The sequence below is a fragment of the Occallatibacter sp. genome, from assembly GCF_036502485.1.
GTDB lineage: Bacteria > Acidobacteriota > Terriglobia > Terriglobales > Acidobacteriaceae > Telmatobacter.
Map to the genome: position 1 here is coordinate 20288 of NZ_DASXYM010000073.1, position 16137 is coordinate 36424.

General features: G+C 57.3%; 9 protein-coding genes. 4 read left to right on the forward strand and 5 right to left on the reverse strand.

The features are described from left to right. The first annotated feature begins 33 nt into the window (after nt 1-33). Nucleotides 34-1899: a glycoside hydrolase family 9 protein gene (locus tag VGL22_RS10915; protein ID WP_465266950.1), complete on the forward strand. Its 1866-nt coding sequence runs from the start codon at nt 34-36 to the stop codon at nt 1897-1899. Between the two features lie 16 nt (nt 1900-1915). On the opposite strand, the gene VGL22_RS10920 is transcribed toward VGL22_RS10915, so the two are convergent. Both VGL22_RS10920 and VGL22_RS10925 read right to left on the reverse strand, forming a co-directional pair. After that, nucleotides 1916-2671, reverse strand: a complete 756-nt coding sequence (locus VGL22_RS10920) for a ThuA domain-containing protein (protein ID WP_465266951.1) — start codon at nt 2669-2671, stop codon at nt 1916-1918. A gap of 29 nt (nt 2672-2700) precedes the next feature. Further along, nucleotides 2701-3408, reverse strand: coding sequence for a ThuA domain-containing protein (locus tag VGL22_RS10925; protein ID WP_465266952.1), 708 nt, complete (start codon nt 3406-3408; stop codon nt 2701-2703). A 131-nt stretch (nt 3409-3539) separates the two neighbouring features. Between VGL22_RS10925 and VGL22_RS10930 the strand changes: the two genes are divergently transcribed. Then, entirely contained in the window at nt 3540-4694 is a 1155-nt protein-coding gene (locus tag VGL22_RS10930; protein WP_465266953.1) for a YncE family protein, read from the forward strand. Between the two features lie 78 nt (nt 4695-4772). On the opposite strand, the gene VGL22_RS10935 is transcribed toward VGL22_RS10930, so the two are convergent. The 3 genes from VGL22_RS10935 to VGL22_RS10945 all read right to left on the reverse strand — a co-directional run bounded on the left by VGL22_RS10935 (nt 4773) and on the right by VGL22_RS10945 (nt 11657). Continuing rightward, nucleotides 4773-6899, reverse strand: a complete 2127-nt coding sequence (locus VGL22_RS10935; RefSeq protein WP_465266954.1) for a glycosyl hydrolase family 18 protein — start codon at nt 6897-6899, stop codon at nt 4773-4775. A 124-nt stretch (nt 6900-7023) separates the two neighbouring features. Further along, nucleotides 7024-8799 (reverse strand): CRTAC1 family protein, encoded by a 1776-nt coding sequence (locus VGL22_RS10940; RefSeq protein WP_465266955.1) that lies wholly within the window; start codon nt 8797-8799, stop codon nt 7024-7026. A 62-nt stretch (nt 8800-8861) separates the two neighbouring features. Continuing rightward, entirely contained in the window at nt 8862-11657 is a 2796-nt protein-coding gene (locus VGL22_RS10945) for a glycoside hydrolase family 9 protein (RefSeq protein WP_465266956.1), read from the reverse strand. 392 nt (nt 11658-12049) lie between these two features. On the opposite strand from VGL22_RS10945, the gene VGL22_RS10950 reads away from it, so the two are divergent. Next, nucleotides 12050-15253 carry a DUF5107 domain-containing protein gene (locus VGL22_RS10950; protein ID WP_465266957.1) on the forward strand — a complete coding sequence of 1068 codons (3204 nt, stop codon included), beginning with the start codon at nt 12050-12052 and terminating at the stop codon, nt 15251-15253. Nucleotides 15254-15338: 85 nt separating this feature from the next. Next, nucleotides 15339-15986, forward strand: a complete 648-nt coding sequence (locus tag VGL22_RS10955; RefSeq protein ID WP_465266958.1) for a carbohydrate-binding family 9-like protein — start codon at nt 15339-15341, stop codon at nt 15984-15986. The last annotated feature ends 151 nt before the right edge of the window (nt 15987-16137 follow it).

Genomic DNA, 16137 nt, shown 5'->3' on the forward strand with positions numbered 1-16137 from the left:
CCGGATGAGTGCACTTGCTTACAATCAGTCGGGATGATCGGTCTCCGCAGGATTTGCTCACGTACATCGCAGCTTTGGGCCGGCCGGATCGCTCTGGCTGCAAGTTTCTGCTCGGCACATGCGATTGCTTCCGTCCGCGTTCTGGTGGACCAGGTCGGATACGAACCTCAGGCCGCCAAGCTGGCACTGGTGGTCGCCACCGAGGGCGAGCCTGGACCGGGCAATTTCTCGCTCATCAATGTTGACTCAGGCAAGACAGTTCTGGACAGGCCTCTTGGCGCTGCGGGAGGCGTTCAGGACTGGCGCGGCATGGTGTTCTGGAGTGCTGATTTCAGCGACTGGCATGAACCAGGACGCTATGTGGTTCGCATCACCTCTGCGGGAGGGCGAGTTACATCGTGTCCATTCACTATTGAGAGCGAGGTGCTGGAACGGCAGACGCTCTCGAACGTTTTGTATTACTTCAAAGGCCAGCGTGCAAGCGGCGATTTTGACCGGGCCGATCGGCATCTCGCGATTCCCGATGAGCCGGGCAAGTTTGTGGATGCGCACGGAGGGTGGTATGACGCCACTGGAGACTATGGCATCCACCTTTCGCACCAGAATCTCACTTCCTATTTCAATCCGCAGCAGGTGCCGCTTGTCGCATGGAGCCTGCTCGCGAGCTATCGCGTTCTGGAAGGACGAGGGGACGACAACTTCACCGAATATCGTCGACGCATGCTGGACGAAGGGCTGTATGGAGCCGACTACCTGATGCGCATCAAGCGGCGTGACGGATCTTTCTTCGAGTCGATCTCGGCGCCGGGGAGAGAGAAACTGGCGAAGGATCGGGTGATTGGGAATCCGAACTGGCGTACACAGATCAAGACCAGTACGACGGACTCCACCGAGCGTCTTATCGATGCGGCTAAACCGCACACGTACGAATCCAGCTTTCGAGCCGGCGGCGGCATGGCGATCGCAGCGCTGGCATTGGCGTCCACCATGCCTGAAGACGGCGATTTTACGCGGGAACAATATCTTCGGACGTCACAGGATGCATTCAGCTTTCTTAGCCGGCACAATCGGGAACTGCTCAACGACGGCTTAGAGAACATTGTGGACGATTACTGCGTTCTGATGGCGGCTACGGAGCTCTACCGGGCGTCGCATGAAGATCAGTACCGAACCATTGCCAGCGCTCGCGCGAAGAGTCTCATGGCGCGACTTACTACCACGGGGAAGTGGCACGACTACTGGCGGGCCGATGCGAAAACACGGCCGTTCTTCCATCCCTCGGACGCCGGTCTCCCAGTGATCAGCCTTATCAACTACTACAGGGTGGCCGCGCCCGAAGAGCAGCAGAGCATTCGAGGCGCAGTGCAGCGATCCCTTCAGTTTGAACTTGCGGCTACAGGCGAGGTGAACAACCCGTTTGGGTACGCCCGTCAACTTGTTCGCATGGGTGATGGCAGGGTGCGGACTGCGTTCTTCTTTCCGCATGACACGGAAGCCGCTCCATGGTGGCAAGGGGAAGATGCTCGGCTTGCATCGCTGGCTGCGGCAGCGAGGATGGCGATTCCGCTGTTCTCCGACGCGCCGGAGTTTCAACTGAAGTTAGCCAACTATGCGTGGAACCAGCTTCACTGGATTCTAGGCCGGAATCCGTTCGATGTAAGTCTTTTGATCGGCAGCGGCCACGGTGACGCTTCGTATATGTTCTTCAGGTCGTACAAATACACCAATGCTCCCGGCGCGATCGTCAACGGGATTACCGCTTCGGCGGAAAGCGAAGACGGAATCGCCTTCAACCAGGGCTTCGCTGCCACGGGGAAAGACGAGGACTGGCGATGGACCGAAGGATGGCTTCCCCATGCGGCCTGGTATCTGTACGCAGTCAGCCTGCCTTCACGATGAAGTGCGGTGGTGGCGCTCAGCGGCGCTGGCTGAGGAGCGATTCAACAGCGTCTTCGAAGAGGCGGTTCTGCCCGGGGCTGTCGAAGATTTTGTCTCCATGGCCCATGTTCATATAGATCATGTGATAGCGCGTGTTTGACCACACGACCGGTACGTCTCCACCTTGAATAGTGTCCTTGAGACCGATGGGGTAGTTGGAGCGCGCAAGGGTGACAAGAACCTTGACAGCGGGATTGGCGCGCGGAGTGGGTTTCCAGATATACCACTCGTTTGCGGGCGAAGTGAAATGCGGAGGAACGCGACGAGTCACTTCGCTCGAGTGGTCATCCACGTCGAGCAACGCCGGCAGAGGGGGCCAGTTGTTTCCGTAGAATACGGCTCCTCCCAGAAAGTTCACGAACCACGGCCAGCCGGTGCTCTCGTCGTTATACGCCGCGGCATGGAACCCCATCCATCCGCCGCCGTGCTCCATATAGCGCTCAAAGGCGGCTCGTTGCGCTGGCGAATGGGGAGAGTCGTTGAGCCACAGAATCAGTTGCACACCCTGCAGTGTTGTTGCGTTCAGGTCATCCCAGTTGGTTGTGGATGAGAATTCGAATCCGTGTGCTTTGGCATCTGAGGCGAAGAACTTCAAGGCCTGCTCGGCGAAGATCACGTGATCGCGTTCCACGCTGGCAGAGTAAAACGCGAGTACATGTTTCGCGGCCTGCTGGGGACTGGCAGGCAAACACAAGACCAGGATGACAAGCGGCAACCCGGCACTGAAGAACATATCTCTGATGATTCGCGTGGCCCGGTATCTCATCGGTGCGACGCCCAGAGAATCGCGTTGTGAAACATGGTCGTGAAGCTGCGGTTCTGAAACAGTTCAGGATGATGTCCCATGAAGATGTAGACGTTGCGGGCCTTCACGTGCTCGTTGCTCCAGACCACGGGATGGTCGCCCATTTTTATCCCAGAGTTGGGGCTATAGGTGTGCTCGTCGACACTTGCGAGCACATGGACGTTGCCTCGGGGCGATTTGTCCCAGGTGTACCACTCCTCGTCCTTGACCGGAAACTGCGGTGGCACGCCTTTCATCACCGCATGCGTTGGCTCTTCTACCTTGACCGTCGCGCTGGCGAATCCGGGAATGTAATTCGTGAAGCGGATTCCTCCCATGAAGGTAGAAAACCAAGGCCACATTGGATATCCGTCGAATTCGCCCAGCAACGTGGCGTGATGAAATCCAATCCAGCCGCCCCGGCCCTCTTCAATGTACCGCTGAAACGCCTGAGCCGCCGCAGGCTTCCACGCATAGGGCGGGTAATTGAGCTGGATAAAAAGTTGATACCGGGAGAGAAACGCTTCGTCGATCGCGTCGGTGTTCTCGATGTAATCGATGGTGAATCCCTCCGTAGTTGCCTCTTGGGCGAGCCACGTCTTTGCGGCCTCCACAAAGGGCTTGTGGATGCCGCCAGCCTCAGCGATTGCGACAACGTGGAACTTTGCCGAGGCAGACTGCCCCAAGCCGAGCGAGGAACTCAGCAGTACCGCGGCAAAGAGACATGGGAGCGATCTGCACCACCCTGCCTGACGCAATCACTTCCTCCTTCAGCTTTGGTAGTCTTTCCCGGTGCCGCTTGCCGTCAGGTGAATCGATGGCGGATACTGCGGGAGTCAAGATGAAGTATCTCACCAAATGTATAAGCGATGGTGCAACGCGTGTGACCTATTCAACCAGATGCACGGCTGCGCGCCTCCGAGTGTCCGTCATCCTGGCTGTAGCGGCGGTCGGCCTCTCCGCTGGGGCAGTTGCTCAGCAGTCAGTAGAGGCGCCGCAGAGCGGTCTGATCAACAGCGCGGCTGGAGCCTTCAATGCTGCCACGGGAAAGAGTTACGTGGTGGACAGCGACGGGGGGCGTGTGGAGATAAGCGATGACCGCACCGGGGCGACGCGGTCAGTGAAAGTCGGAAGTCATCCCACTTCCATTGCTGTGAATTCGCAGAACGGCCGGGCATACGTGCTCAATGCGGGGGATGGAACGGTAAGCGTCCTGGATGCGAGGACCGATGAGGTGGTGGCGGCCGTGCAGGTCGGCGATCATCCCTATTCCATTGCTGCCGATTCGACGGCGGGGAAGATCTACGTTACCCGCACCTACAGCAAACAACTTATGGTGATCGACGCGGCGACCAACCATGTGAGCAACATTGAGACAGCTTCACCCGATCTTCTGGTCATCAACCCTAAGTTGCACACCGTTTATCTTCTTGGCTACGAAATGGGCGATTTGGCAATTCTGAACGGTGTCACGCATGCAATCGCAAGAACATCCGTGGGAATGCATGCGTGGGGGATGGCTATTAACCAGGAAACGGGCACCGTATATATCGCAAAGCCCGGAGAGGGCCGGATCGCTGTGCTCGAGGCGGGATCAAATCAACCGGTATACATCCAAACCGGTGGGCTACCTTGCGCCTTGACTGTGAATGAGCGGACCAACACTATCTACGTAGCAGATTATTCGGAGAACTCAGTCCGGGTGATCTCGGGAGATAAGAAGCAGGTCGTGACCACAATTCCGGTGGGCTCGCGGCCTGAGGCCGTGGCTGTGGATGCGGATCACGATCGCATTTACACAGCGAATACAAGCGGTGGGAGCGTCAGCGTGATCGACGGGTCAACTAACAGGGTGCTGAGAACAGAACCGGTGGGTGCGGCTCCCTATGCCCTCACAACCAATCCGGCTGCCCGGAAAGTGCATGTCGCCTCATTGGGTGTGACGCGGGCTGTAAGTTTTACGGATTATTGAAGCAAGCCTTGTGGAGCTGCGGGGAAGACCCCGGCTTGAGGGTCGAACGGGCTTACTCCGACGAGTGCCAGGGTCAGCTCAAGGTGCTGTCCTGTCCGGATAGCCGTGCAGTTGCGGCCCCACCACGTTGGAGAAGCCGTAGTTCTCCATCCGATCCCCGTCGATGGTCCAGAACATGGCGCCGATCATCGCTGGATATCCTCCCGGCCTCTGCAGTCGGTACGTCACTCCTTCTGGAGCTGTCCCTGTAATGAGGTACTGCATCGCCCCGCTCACCAGCTGTGGTGTTGCCGTCCCAACCAGAAATCCCACTGCGACCTTGTCTGCCGGCACCGGTGGAAAGAAATCGCCGGAGCGCTCACTGATTGCAAACCCGTGCAGCAGCAGTTCCGTCATTGCCGCATCGTAATTTACCGAGCCGAGTTGATAGATTTCGCCATCAAGCCCCTCGAGCGGCGGCGTGTTGTAGTCCTGCGCGTCTACAAACGACAGTATGTCGCGCACGCCCCATAGCAGCGGCAGATAGGTTCCGAACTGCCCGCCATAGCCAGAGTATCCGGCTGGAATCTGCGTTCCCTCCGGCACCAAGGTCAGCATGAAAGCTGGCCCGAAGTGGTCGCGCAATTGGCGAAGCCCGGCGATCAGATTCACCACCGAGGGGGTTTTCGGATGCCGGAAATCCGTGTCGCCCGGATCAAGCACGAGAGATGGGCTTTCAAGGTCGATGTCGACACCGTCGAACCCGTATTCCGAAACGATTTGCGTCACTGAGTTCACGAAGTTTGGGATGCTGGCGGTCTCAACCAGCGTGAAGTACTCTCCGCCGCCGCCGAGCGAGATCAGCACCTTCTTTCCCTGGCTTTTCAGCCACCCGATGTCGTCTTTCATCTGCGCCAGATCGAGGCCCGGCCTCACGTGCAGCTTCAATGTACCCTCTGCGGCCTGGTGATTCACGTCGGCGAAGGCCACGATGATCACATCCCATTGCGGCGACACATCGCGCAGGCGCAGAATTGTTCCCTCCGGCCCGCTCCCCGTCCAGTAGCCGATCATTTCGTGACCATTTCTGGTTCCGCTTGAAGGCGCGGCCGCGACCGTGGGCGGAGGCGCCGGTTGTGGCGTAACTCCTGGCGCCGGCGGATGTCGAGCAGGGCATGGAGTGGCCGGCGCTCGCAGGACCGCCGCATCAGGAAAGCTGTACGGCCCATTGCTGCTCGTGTACCAACTCAGGAGGGCGACGTTGGCCACATGCCACTCCGAGCCAGGCGCCCGCACAACCCAGGCTGTTCCGGTCGGTAGATTGCTGCGGCTGTTCGTGTTCAATGGATCCGCTGAGGTGTACCGCGTCGCGGGACTATCCCCGCCGCACCCGTGCTCCTGCCCGCCGCCGGCTAGCTCGGGCCAGTTCCAGGCGGGGACCACGTTCTCACCTGCAGGGAGTGGTTTCTGGAATGCCAGATGAAACAGGGAGTCGTGCAGCGGATCGTTCACCCATTCCGCCAACTGCTCTGTGAGCGGCTGCACATCGCGCTCCTGTACCAGCGACGGCGTGGCGCCCAGATAAGACGCCAGCACGAACGAGTTTCCAGTTGACGGGTCTACTCCATGCGCGCCCCACGAGCAGCACACTGTCGCGTCACCGTAGGTGTAATAAGCGGTGTTTCGAGTTACCGCAATCACCAGCTTTCCATCCTGCCGCGGAATCTCCTTGAAAATTGCGCGCTGCACGTATTCGGCGTCCGCCATCCCCAGCCGCGTTCCGGTCCGCTTCGACGTGAGCATGTATCCATAGCCCGCAGGAATCTTGATCGTCACGCGCCGCACCTGCGGAGCCCCCAGGAGAGTGTGCCAACCGCCGGATGTAACGCCCACGGTCGCGCGGAGCATCGCATCCGTATACTGCGTTGTTCCTTCCCCTGTGAACTCAGCCTTTACAAACACGGGGGAGCGCAGTACGGCCCTCACATCGGCGGCAGCATCGAGGGTTAGAGGTTTGCCTCCGCCGGGCTTTGCATCGAACGTCAGACGCACCGCTACCAGCACTGTGGGGACCACCGTTGTCCCACCCTGCGCCGGATCACGTCCCGGCAGGATGAGGGACTTCTGGCCCGTCTTGAACTGGAAGGTCGGCGCCGTTCCCTGTCCGTAACCTGCACCGGCCCCCAACAGAACGGAAATCATCAGCAGAAAACGTGCAATGTTCATCAGGAGTCGATCATACCGTTCCAGCAGGTATTCCGTAACCGCGTGGGGCTGGGGCGGGCGTTTGCGAGGAGCGCAGGACGCGTTGTGAGGCTGGCCGCTGACATACTGCAAAGCTGATACACCGTCACCGTAACGGAGATGTGACGACCGCGCGAGTTCCCGATGATCCCTCTGAGGCACTCGCCCAGGGCGAGTGAGGCGCCTCCTCGATGGTGAGAATCTGGTCAGCGGCGACATTGTGCAAGGTCTGGCGAATCCCACTTGGCCAGCGGATTTCAATCTCTTTGATCCGCTGGTTGTCACCGAGGCCGAAGTGCACCCGATTGTCACTCGAGGACGCATATCCTACCGCAGTTGTGACCTGATTCCACTGCTGCCGCCGATCTTCGGACGTGATGTGAATTTGTGCTCCAATTCCCATGCGATTACTTTTGGTCCCAACCAGCTTCAATAGGATCCAGTGGTTCGGAGTGTTGGAGATGTTACGAAGAAGCTTGACTTGTCCATTGAGCACTGTGACTACAGCGTCGATGTGTCCATCATTGAACAGATCGCCGAATGCGGCCCCGCGATGAGGGGCTGCGAGTTGGAAATCGGGTCCAGCGGTTCCGCCCATATCAGTGAACTTCCCCTTGCCCAAGTTACGGAAGAGGGAATTAGGCTCTGGATATTTTCGGCTCGGGGTCAATTCGCTGACGTTATCCAGCACATTAGCCCGAGCTACAAAAAGATCCTTCCACCCGTCGTTATCGAAATCGAAGATGCCATTGCCCCATCCCGACATCTCGTTGGTCGATTGCAGTCCACTGGTGTGAGTTGCATCGTCGAACACTCCTCCCCCGGAGTTCACCAGGAGCGGAAACATCTGATGTTCCACAGCGGTGTACCAGATATCAGGTAACCCATCATTGTTCACATCCCGGAAATCGGATCCCATCCCTGAAAGCGTGAACCCCTCCGGAGAATAGGCGACGCCCGCCGCTGCCCCAACTTCTTCGAATTTCTTGCCCTGAAGATTATGGAATAGGAATGCCGGCGTTGTATCGTTCGCCACGAAGGCATCGATAAATCCATCGCCGTCGTAGTCGGCAAAGGAGACACTCATGCCCTTGCCCATGTGCGCCGCAATCCCAGTCTCCTGCGAAACGTCGGTAAAGGTACCATCGCCATTATTGCGGTATAAGGTGTTATGAAGTGATTTGTAATTTTTGGGATGGCAGTAGGCCCGAACTCCGTCTTTCAGGAGGCACACCGGGTCTTTGTTTACCTCCCAGCCGCAGTAATTCACCACAAAGAGGTCAAGCAAGCCATCGTTGTTGTAGTCGAACCAGCCAGCCCCGACAGACCACATTTTCTTGCCATTCATCTCGGCGCCATCCAGCCCGGCTTTCGCCGTTACGTCTGTGAATGTGCCGTCCCCGTTGTTGTGAAACAGCTGATTCCCGGTGACGTTCGCAAGGAATATGTCCGGCCTGCCATCGTTGTCAAAATCACCCACAGCAACGCCCATTCCGTAACCCGAACCCGCGACCCCGGCACGCTCCGTGACGTCGGTAAATGTGCCGTCGTGATTATTTCGATAGAGGCGGTTCCAGTATTTCGGAGACTCTTTCCGCAGCGAAGGTAAGGCCGCGCCGTTCACAAGGTAGATATCCATCCACCCGTCTCCGTCGTAGTCGAGCAACGCGACTCCGGCGACCATCGTTTCTATCTGATTCTTGTTTGCCGTGGGGGAGTTTTGAGTCGTGAAGCGCAGGCCTGCTTTGGTAGCAATATCCTCAAACTGGATGGTCCCCGAACTGCCCGAGGTTTGCGCCGAGACACTCGATTTAACCAGAGCAGGAATCAACGCGACCGCGGCTACAAGACTTACGCCGAGCATACCGACTGAGAGACGCATGATGGGTGTTTTCCCGATCCTTGGATTCACAATGTGTTCCGCCTCCGACGAGATCTCCCCGCTCAATGAAGCATCTTCGCTCCTGTTACTTCGCGGCGTTCAGCCAGCGCGTCATCAGGTATCACGACTGCGACCCATGGCGTATCTGGGGAAAGAGTGTGAGCGTGCCAGACGACCTGTTGAACTTTGCCGGCTGTTAGATCAACTTTCACGGTTGCTTGTTCCCGCACGTCGAGATTGTCGCTCCGAATTGAGAACACGTGTGAACCCGCGCCTTCAGCGGACACTTGCACCAGAATGTCGTTGTGACCGAGATCCTGGGAGGAGACATTGAAATCGAGAAAGTGCTCCGGGCGAAGATCAATCGAGTAAGATCCGCCGGGTAAGACCGTGACATTTGTATGTGCCGAGCCTTGCCGAACATCGTAGCGGCCTTGGGGCAAATGGAGGCTGAAGGCGCCGTCGATCGGTGCGGTCGTTACAAGTTGGCCACTCCTCGCTTCGCGCAACACAACTGCCTGACGATCAGATGGGGCAACTCTTCCTCTGACGGTGGCGGGCACCGCGATATCCTGCATAAGCCATATCCATTGCCCGACCGGCTGGGTCCAGACTTCTTTATAAGTCCAGCAGATTTGTGTCGGCCAATAGGGAGCGTCGTTGATGCCCCTGGTTTCAATACCGACCGGTAGCGCGCCCACCATTTGACCAGAACGCACGCTGTAGAGTGGCGTCCAATCATATCCTTCGCCGTACATCAGGCTGGCTGAGAAAGGGTTGCGACCCACCAGCCATTGCGCCTGTTTCTGAGCGAGATCTTCAGCCTCTAAATCACCTCGTAGCCGCCCAGCGGCTGACAGCGCCTTGGCCTGCGATAACAGAACGCTGGAGTTGCCTCGGAAATCGAACCAGACCGGGAATCTGCGCAGGTAGTATTCGCCGCCGAGCGGAATTCCCTTGTGCACTTCCTGTATGTAGGCGTCGCGATCCGCGGCGCGCAGCGGGGTCCAATTCTTCGATTCGGGGATGAGGCGGACTTCACTGTCGCGATACACCGCCGCAGGCAACACACCGAACGGCTCATCGGCTGCTGCCGCGGCCTTCAGATAATACTGCGAGTGCAAAACGATCGCGGAGTACCACTTCATCCATTTACTGTGGTTGGGTAATGCTTCGCAGAGCCGGATCAGCGCTATGATCGGCTCTTGTTCTTGACCCACATGAAAACGGTGAAACAGGTTTTCCCGCTTGGGACTCGTATAGAAATATCCAGTCAGGGGAATGCTCCACGGCTGCAGTTTGCGTTCCTGTGACGCCAGCACTTGATCGCCCCAAGCCACAGCCTCATCGGCGTAGTGCTGTTCCCCAGTTGCATTGTAAAGTTCGACGGATGCCACGACTCCAAAGGAGATTCTCTCCAATTCGTCAGATGCGCCGTACACTTCGGGAAGGGGCGCCGCATTGTTCAGGCCTTCCACCGCGTACTTCCAATCTTCTTCGGCAGTCGCCAGGCTGCGGGTCGCCAGTTCCGGGTCGCTGTCTTTGAAGACCCGCGCGGCCAGGGCTTCGACCGTGACCACCCGGAAATTCCATTCTGGATTATTGACGGCTTCTCCGAAGCGATCATCCGCCGTCCCCATGATGCCGTCCGTCCAATAGCTCACCAGTTGTCCAGTGCTGCGAAAACCATCGCCGAAGCGGGTTTTCAGAACCCAGTTCAAACCCCACTTCGCTTCTTCCAGCAGACGAGCCACTAAAACGGGATCTTCGTCCTGGCCTTTTAAGGCGTCGGCCAGAGACAACAGCGAGTATGCCATCGCGGGCGTGTGTCCGGTGGCGCTCAGGTCGCCGGCATCGTGATATCCGCCGTTGACCACGATCCGCTGGTCTTTATGCGTAGTGTAGATGTCCTGATGGCAGCGGTTGTGGATGCCTGGGATCTCGCTTCCACAGCGCTCGCTGTACATGAAGTTGACTGCTTTCCAAATACTGCTGCGCCATGCGTCATCGTCAATTCGGAAAGGAGGGGTCAGCCTGTCTCCGGCTTTGATCGCATAGGTTCCGGGTTGGCGGAACTGCGAAAAGTCGAGAGTCTGGTAGTCGCCGAGAGGAGTTCTTGCCGCTTTGACCGGCCTTGTGAATACCACCTTGCCCGTTTCTTGATCGACCAGGGAAAAGTCGCTGGCCGTCAGATCGCTGGCTATGGCGGTCTTCTGTGTGCCGACTGTGTATCCGCTGTGGCTGAAGGCAATTTTGCCGGCGGCGACATCCCACCCTTCAACGTGATCCGGCACTACGGTCTGCAATTCGAGCTGATCAAGATCAAGAGCCGTATGGTCGCCCGGGTCGGGGAGCTTTTTGGGGAGGCTGTAAGCGAAGTCCAGTGCCGTAACACGGTCGCGCTCGAGAGGGGCGATCTCCCACACGATTTGGTTCCATTCATGATTCTTGAGAGGAATGGATTCGTGGCGACCCTCGTTATAGCTGTCGGGCAGTTTGTGCGCGCCGTCATTGTGGAGCACCAGGGTGCCGGAGATCGCGGGGGCACCGGCTACGTCGGGGTATACCCATAGAGAAATCCGATTGAACCGAGTCCAGTCCTCATTGGGGAACTTCCGCGTTGCCACGAGGTCTTCCCATTCTTCATCGCCCCCTGCCCGTGCCACATTCGTGGTGGAGCGGATCCGCAAAGCATATTTGCCGTCTCTGGCTCGGTCTGTGGTTAGAGTCATATCGCCATCGCCCGCAAACGACCACGACGAAAGATCCTCCATGCTATCGAGCACCCGGGAAGCCAGTACCTTTTTGTGAAGCCAGCGGAATTCTGCGCCGTCTTCAGAGTGCGCGCGCATGGGCATGCCGGGCGCCGTCTCCTGTGCCCTTACACACGAGAGGAGACAAAGCGACAAAAGCGCCGCGGCCAGGCTGAATCGAACTGTCCTGGTTCGGCTGGAGAACTGTTCGGATCTGATTCGCACAAACTCCCCTGCTTCTGAATGGGTTGCACACTGACCGCAGCCGTTCAAGGAAGATGACTAAACTCTACAAGGGCCGCGTGCCCTCTGCACATATTCTCCTGGGGCAAAATCGCTTCAGTTAACCGTCCTTCGAGCGCCAGGCCAAACCCGATGCCAATGAGGAATGAGGAGAATCGCCGCCCGTCGACTTTTCCCGCTCGCTTGAAATAATTCTGACATCTTTCCATGGGGCGTAGATAATGGCGGGGGGCGCTTCAAGCACACCCACAAGGATGATGCGACTAACATTACTCTTCGCTTTCCTGCTTCTTCCTTTTTGCCGCGCAATGGCGCAGGTCCGGGTGTGGCAAGGCACCTTGGTACTGCCCACTTATGAAGAAGCAGCGCCCGATCCCAATCCGCCGTTTGATCAATATGCGAACAATCGATTCAACTATCCTTATACGCTCCGCGCAAATTTGACCAACCGGCGGACCGATCAGGCCTGGCGCGCGCTCTTCCTGGAAAATGAATACTTGAAGTGCTCGGTGCTTCCCGACCTAGGTGGCCATGTTTACACATGCACCGACAAGATCAGCGGCCAGCCCATGTTTTATGCGAATCCATCCATCAAGAAGGCGGCTATATCTTACCGGGGCGCTTGGGCGGCATTTGGCATCGAGTTCAATTTTCCGGTTTCCCACAATTGGGTGAGTCTATCTCCGATCGATTTCGCTTTTGGTCAAAAGGATGACGGTAGCGCATTCGTTCAGGTCGGCAATGTTGATCGCGTGTATGGAATGCAGTGGTCGGTGGAACTCGTGCTCCAACCTCATTCTACGGTTCTCGAAGAGAGAGTCACCCTCAACAATCGCAGCGACGTTCGGCATCGCTTTTACTGGTGGAACAACGCGGGGGTGCAGGTTTGGGAGGACTCGCGAATCCAGTATCCGATGCGATTCACTGCAAGTCACGGATTTCGAAACATCGAGCCCTGGCCGGTCGACAAAGATGGGGTAGACCTGAGCATCGTCAAAGATCAGACGAGCGGCCCCGTCTCTCTGTTCGTCCATGGCAGCCGCGAGCCCTATATGGGGGTTTGGAACCCGCACACCAACACGGGCGTTGTCCACTACGCCGATTACGCGCAACTTCCTGCGAAAAAGATCTGGTCATGGGGCACGGATCCGGATGGGCTGGACTGGCGGACGGCCCTGTCGGACAACAACAGTGCATACGTCGAAGTGCAGGCGGGGCTATTCCGTAATCAGGAAACCTACGCCTTTCTCGAACCGAGACAGACCATCAAGTTTTCTGAGTTTTGGATGCCGGTGCGTGAGCTTGGCGGAATTTCCAGGGCGAACCTGGCCGGGGTAGTTCATCTCGACCGGCAGCAACAAGGGTTGGTGACTGAACTGAACGTGAACCAGGCAGTTCACCAAGCGACGCTCCGCATTCTGGCCGGGGATCGTGAAGTCTTTCGACAGATCGCTGACCTGACCCCGCAACAGACCTGGTCGCATCGACTCGAGAACGCGGACGACCAGCAAAAATACTCATTCGAGCTCCGCGACAGCAAAGGGTCTCTTCTCCTGGCGCAGACTGAGGGACGATACGATTGGACGCCCGCAGAACAAATACGAACTGGCCCTCAGCGTTCCTTCAACATTCCTGACCGAGAGCATCGCACCGAAGATGATTGGCTCAACCTGGGAAACGATGAGGAACTCGACGGGGCGCTCCTCGAGGGCCTGCAAACTTATCGCGATGCTCTTTACCGTTTTCCAGCGAGCATGCACGCACGCAAAGCTGCAGGTCGCCTATGCGCGAGTTTATTGCGATACGAAGAAGCCAAAAACCTTTTGGAGCCGGTAGTAGCGCGAGATACGACCGATCCTGAAGCTTCGTATTACCTCGGGCTTGCATACGAGGGTCTGGGACAGACTCGCGAGGCGCGCGAATCCTTTGAGTCTGCCGAGCGACTCCCGGCATTCCGCGCGGCTTCGGGAGTGCTTTTGGCTGAACTCTCAGCCCGTGCAGGAAATCTGCAGCAGGCAGAATCTTATTTGCGATCGGCGATACGCTCCGCTCCGGATGACCCCCGCGCAGCAGAAGAGTTGTCGGCGGTCGTGGAGACTGAAGGAAAAACAGAGGAGGCCCAGAGCCTCGCCAATGAATGGCTAACGCGCTTTCCGCAGGGCTATTTCCTGCTGGAGCAAACCGGCAAGGCTGATCTGCAACACCTTGGCGATGACACTGCCCGCGTACTGAATGTCGCATCGGAATACATGCGTCTCGGCATGTATTCTCGGGCACTTGTTGTCTTATCCCGCGCTTATCCCCCCGCGATACCCGATCAAACGGAGCCGGGAATGCTCCCTCCGGGCAAGAACCCGATGGTCGCCTATTTTCGCGCCTATTGTCGCGACAAACTCGGCCAATCTTCCTCGGCAGATTTCGATGCTGCCGCGCACCTTCCAACGAATTACGTATTCCCCAACCGCCCGGAAGATCTGGATGTTTTGCTGATCGCAGTTCGTCTCAATCCGCAGGATGCGACTGCACACTACTTACTCGGGACTCTGTATTTTTCGATAGGTCTAACAAGGCCAGCTCTTTCTGAGTGGGAGCAGGCACGTAAGCTGAATCCGCGGCTCCAGGTTCTGCATGCCAGTCTGGGCCGCGCATACCTGCATGAGGAAAACGACACCGAAAAGGCGTTGAACGCGTTTCAGGAAGGTCTCAGCGCGGACCCTTCCAATATTGAACTCTACACGGGGATGGATCAGGCGCTGAGCATCCTGCGACGCACTCCCCAGGAACGTGTGGCGGCCCTGGAGCGATATCCCGATCCTGCTCATATCCCTTCCAATCTCGTTTACGAATTGATTCTGAATCTGGTCGAGGCCGGAGAGTTCGACAAAGCAGAAGCACTGTTCCATAATCGCTTCTTCCCCCGCGAAGAAGGCGGTATCAATGTGCGAGAAGTCTGGATTGAACTGGGAATACAACGGGCTACTTCACTCGCACGAAACCGACAATGCGCTCAGGCTGTTCGACTCCTTGATCATCTCGCGGAACCGGCGCCTGATCTGCCGTTTACGCAGGATGGTCTTGATCCGTTCGTGCGGACTGCCAGATCCGCCTATCTTATCGGAAGCGTGTACAAGGTCTGCGGCGTACATGAGAATGGCCGCGCTGACTTCAAACAGAGCGCTCAACAATCTGGCTCTGGAAACGCTGTCTGGGCGTGGAAGGCCTCGAAGGAACTCCCTGATTTCGATGAAAACGCGGCCGAGCAGAAACTGAACGACATAGTCGAGGGTTCGAACCGTGACGAGGAGAAGGACGCCTGGGCGCTCTACAATAAGGCGATGCTGGACAGGTCTCTAGGCAATGATCAGCAGGCGCAGAAGGACTTTCGAGAAGCACTTTTGGCGCCTGACCACTTGATGGCATATCACCTGACGCGCCTTGCCCTCTCGAGCAATCCCTAGGTTGCTAAGAATGTTGAAATTGAAGTTGTCGGTGATCGGGTTCGTTTGCATCTCGACAATGCTCTTTACTTGCTGCGGTGGAGCAATGACGGACGAACAGATTGTTCAGAGCAACTGGGCCAGGTCGGATCCGAGTCTCGACACCAATCCAGCGTCTTCGTTCTGGCGAAATTCATTGCCCACCTATATGGACGCCGATGCCCACGGGAAGCCTGACCCGACGCATCGTACAGAAGTTCGAACACGGTGGACGGCGAAGAATCTGTACTTCCTGTTTGTATGCCCATACGACGATCTCAATCTGAAGCCGAATCCAAATCGGTTGGCCGAGACGAACAAACTTTGGAACTGGGACGTGGCGGAAGTTTTCATCGGGGCCGATTTCACCAACATCCGGCGCTACAAGGAATTTGAAGTGTCTCCGCAGGGTGAGTGGGTTGATTTAGAAATCGATCTGAGCAAACCGCATCACGGAGATGGTTGGAAGTGGAACTCCGGATTTGAGGTTGCGGCGCGAATCGATGAGGCTGCCCATGTCTGGTACGGGGCGATGAAGATTCCATATTCCGCGATCGACACCCGGCGGCCTGCCCAGGGCAATACGCTTCGGATCAACCTGTTTCGTAGCCAAGGCCCTGCATCGGCTCGGCATCAAATTGCGTGGCGCTCCCCGATGAGCGACAGTTTTCATGTACCGGAACGTTTTGGCTTGCTTAGACTGGTGAAGAAGTAGCGGTTGAACGAAGGTATGCGTCCAACCAACTACACGGTTGAGCTGACGTGATCGTGCAGGTTAGGCGCGAGCGGCTTTGTATGCGGCGGGTGTGAGGTTTGCGAGGGATCGGATGGAGCGGTTGGCGAGCCCGGGCAACACGTCGGCTAAG

What these genes read in the sequence shown, in the direction of transcription:
- VGL22_RS10955 (WP_465266958.1), top strand. Translation starts at nt 15,339, where the DNA reads ATGACGGACGAACAGATTGTTCAGAGCAACTGGGCCAGGTCGGATCCG.
- VGL22_RS10950 (WP_465266957.1), top strand. Translation starts at nt 12,050, where the DNA reads ATGATGCGACTAACATTACTCTTCGCTTTCCTGCTTCTTCCTTTTTGC.
- VGL22_RS10920 (WP_465266951.1), bottom strand. Translation starts at nt 2,671, where the DNA reads ATGTTCTTCAGTGCCGGGTTGCCGCTTGTCATCCTGGTCTTGTGTTTG.
- VGL22_RS10915 (WP_465266950.1), top strand. Translation starts at nt 34, where the DNA reads ATGATCGGTCTCCGCAGGATTTGCTCACGTACATCGCAGCTTTGGGCC.
- VGL22_RS10945 (WP_465266956.1), bottom strand. Translation starts at nt 11,657, where the DNA reads ATGCCCATGCGCGCGCACTCTGAAGACGGCGCAGAATTCCGCTGGCTT.
- VGL22_RS10940 (WP_465266955.1), bottom strand. Translation starts at nt 8,799, where the DNA reads ATGCGTCTCTCAGTCGGTATGCTCGGCGTAAGTCTTGTAGCCGCGGTC.
- VGL22_RS10930 (WP_465266953.1), top strand. Translation starts at nt 3,540, where the DNA reads ATGGCGGATACTGCGGGAGTCAAGATGAAGTATCTCACCAAATGTATA.
- VGL22_RS10935 (WP_465266954.1), bottom strand. Translation starts at nt 6,899, where the DNA reads ATGAACATTGCACGTTTTCTGCTGATGATTTCCGTTCTGTTGGGGGCC.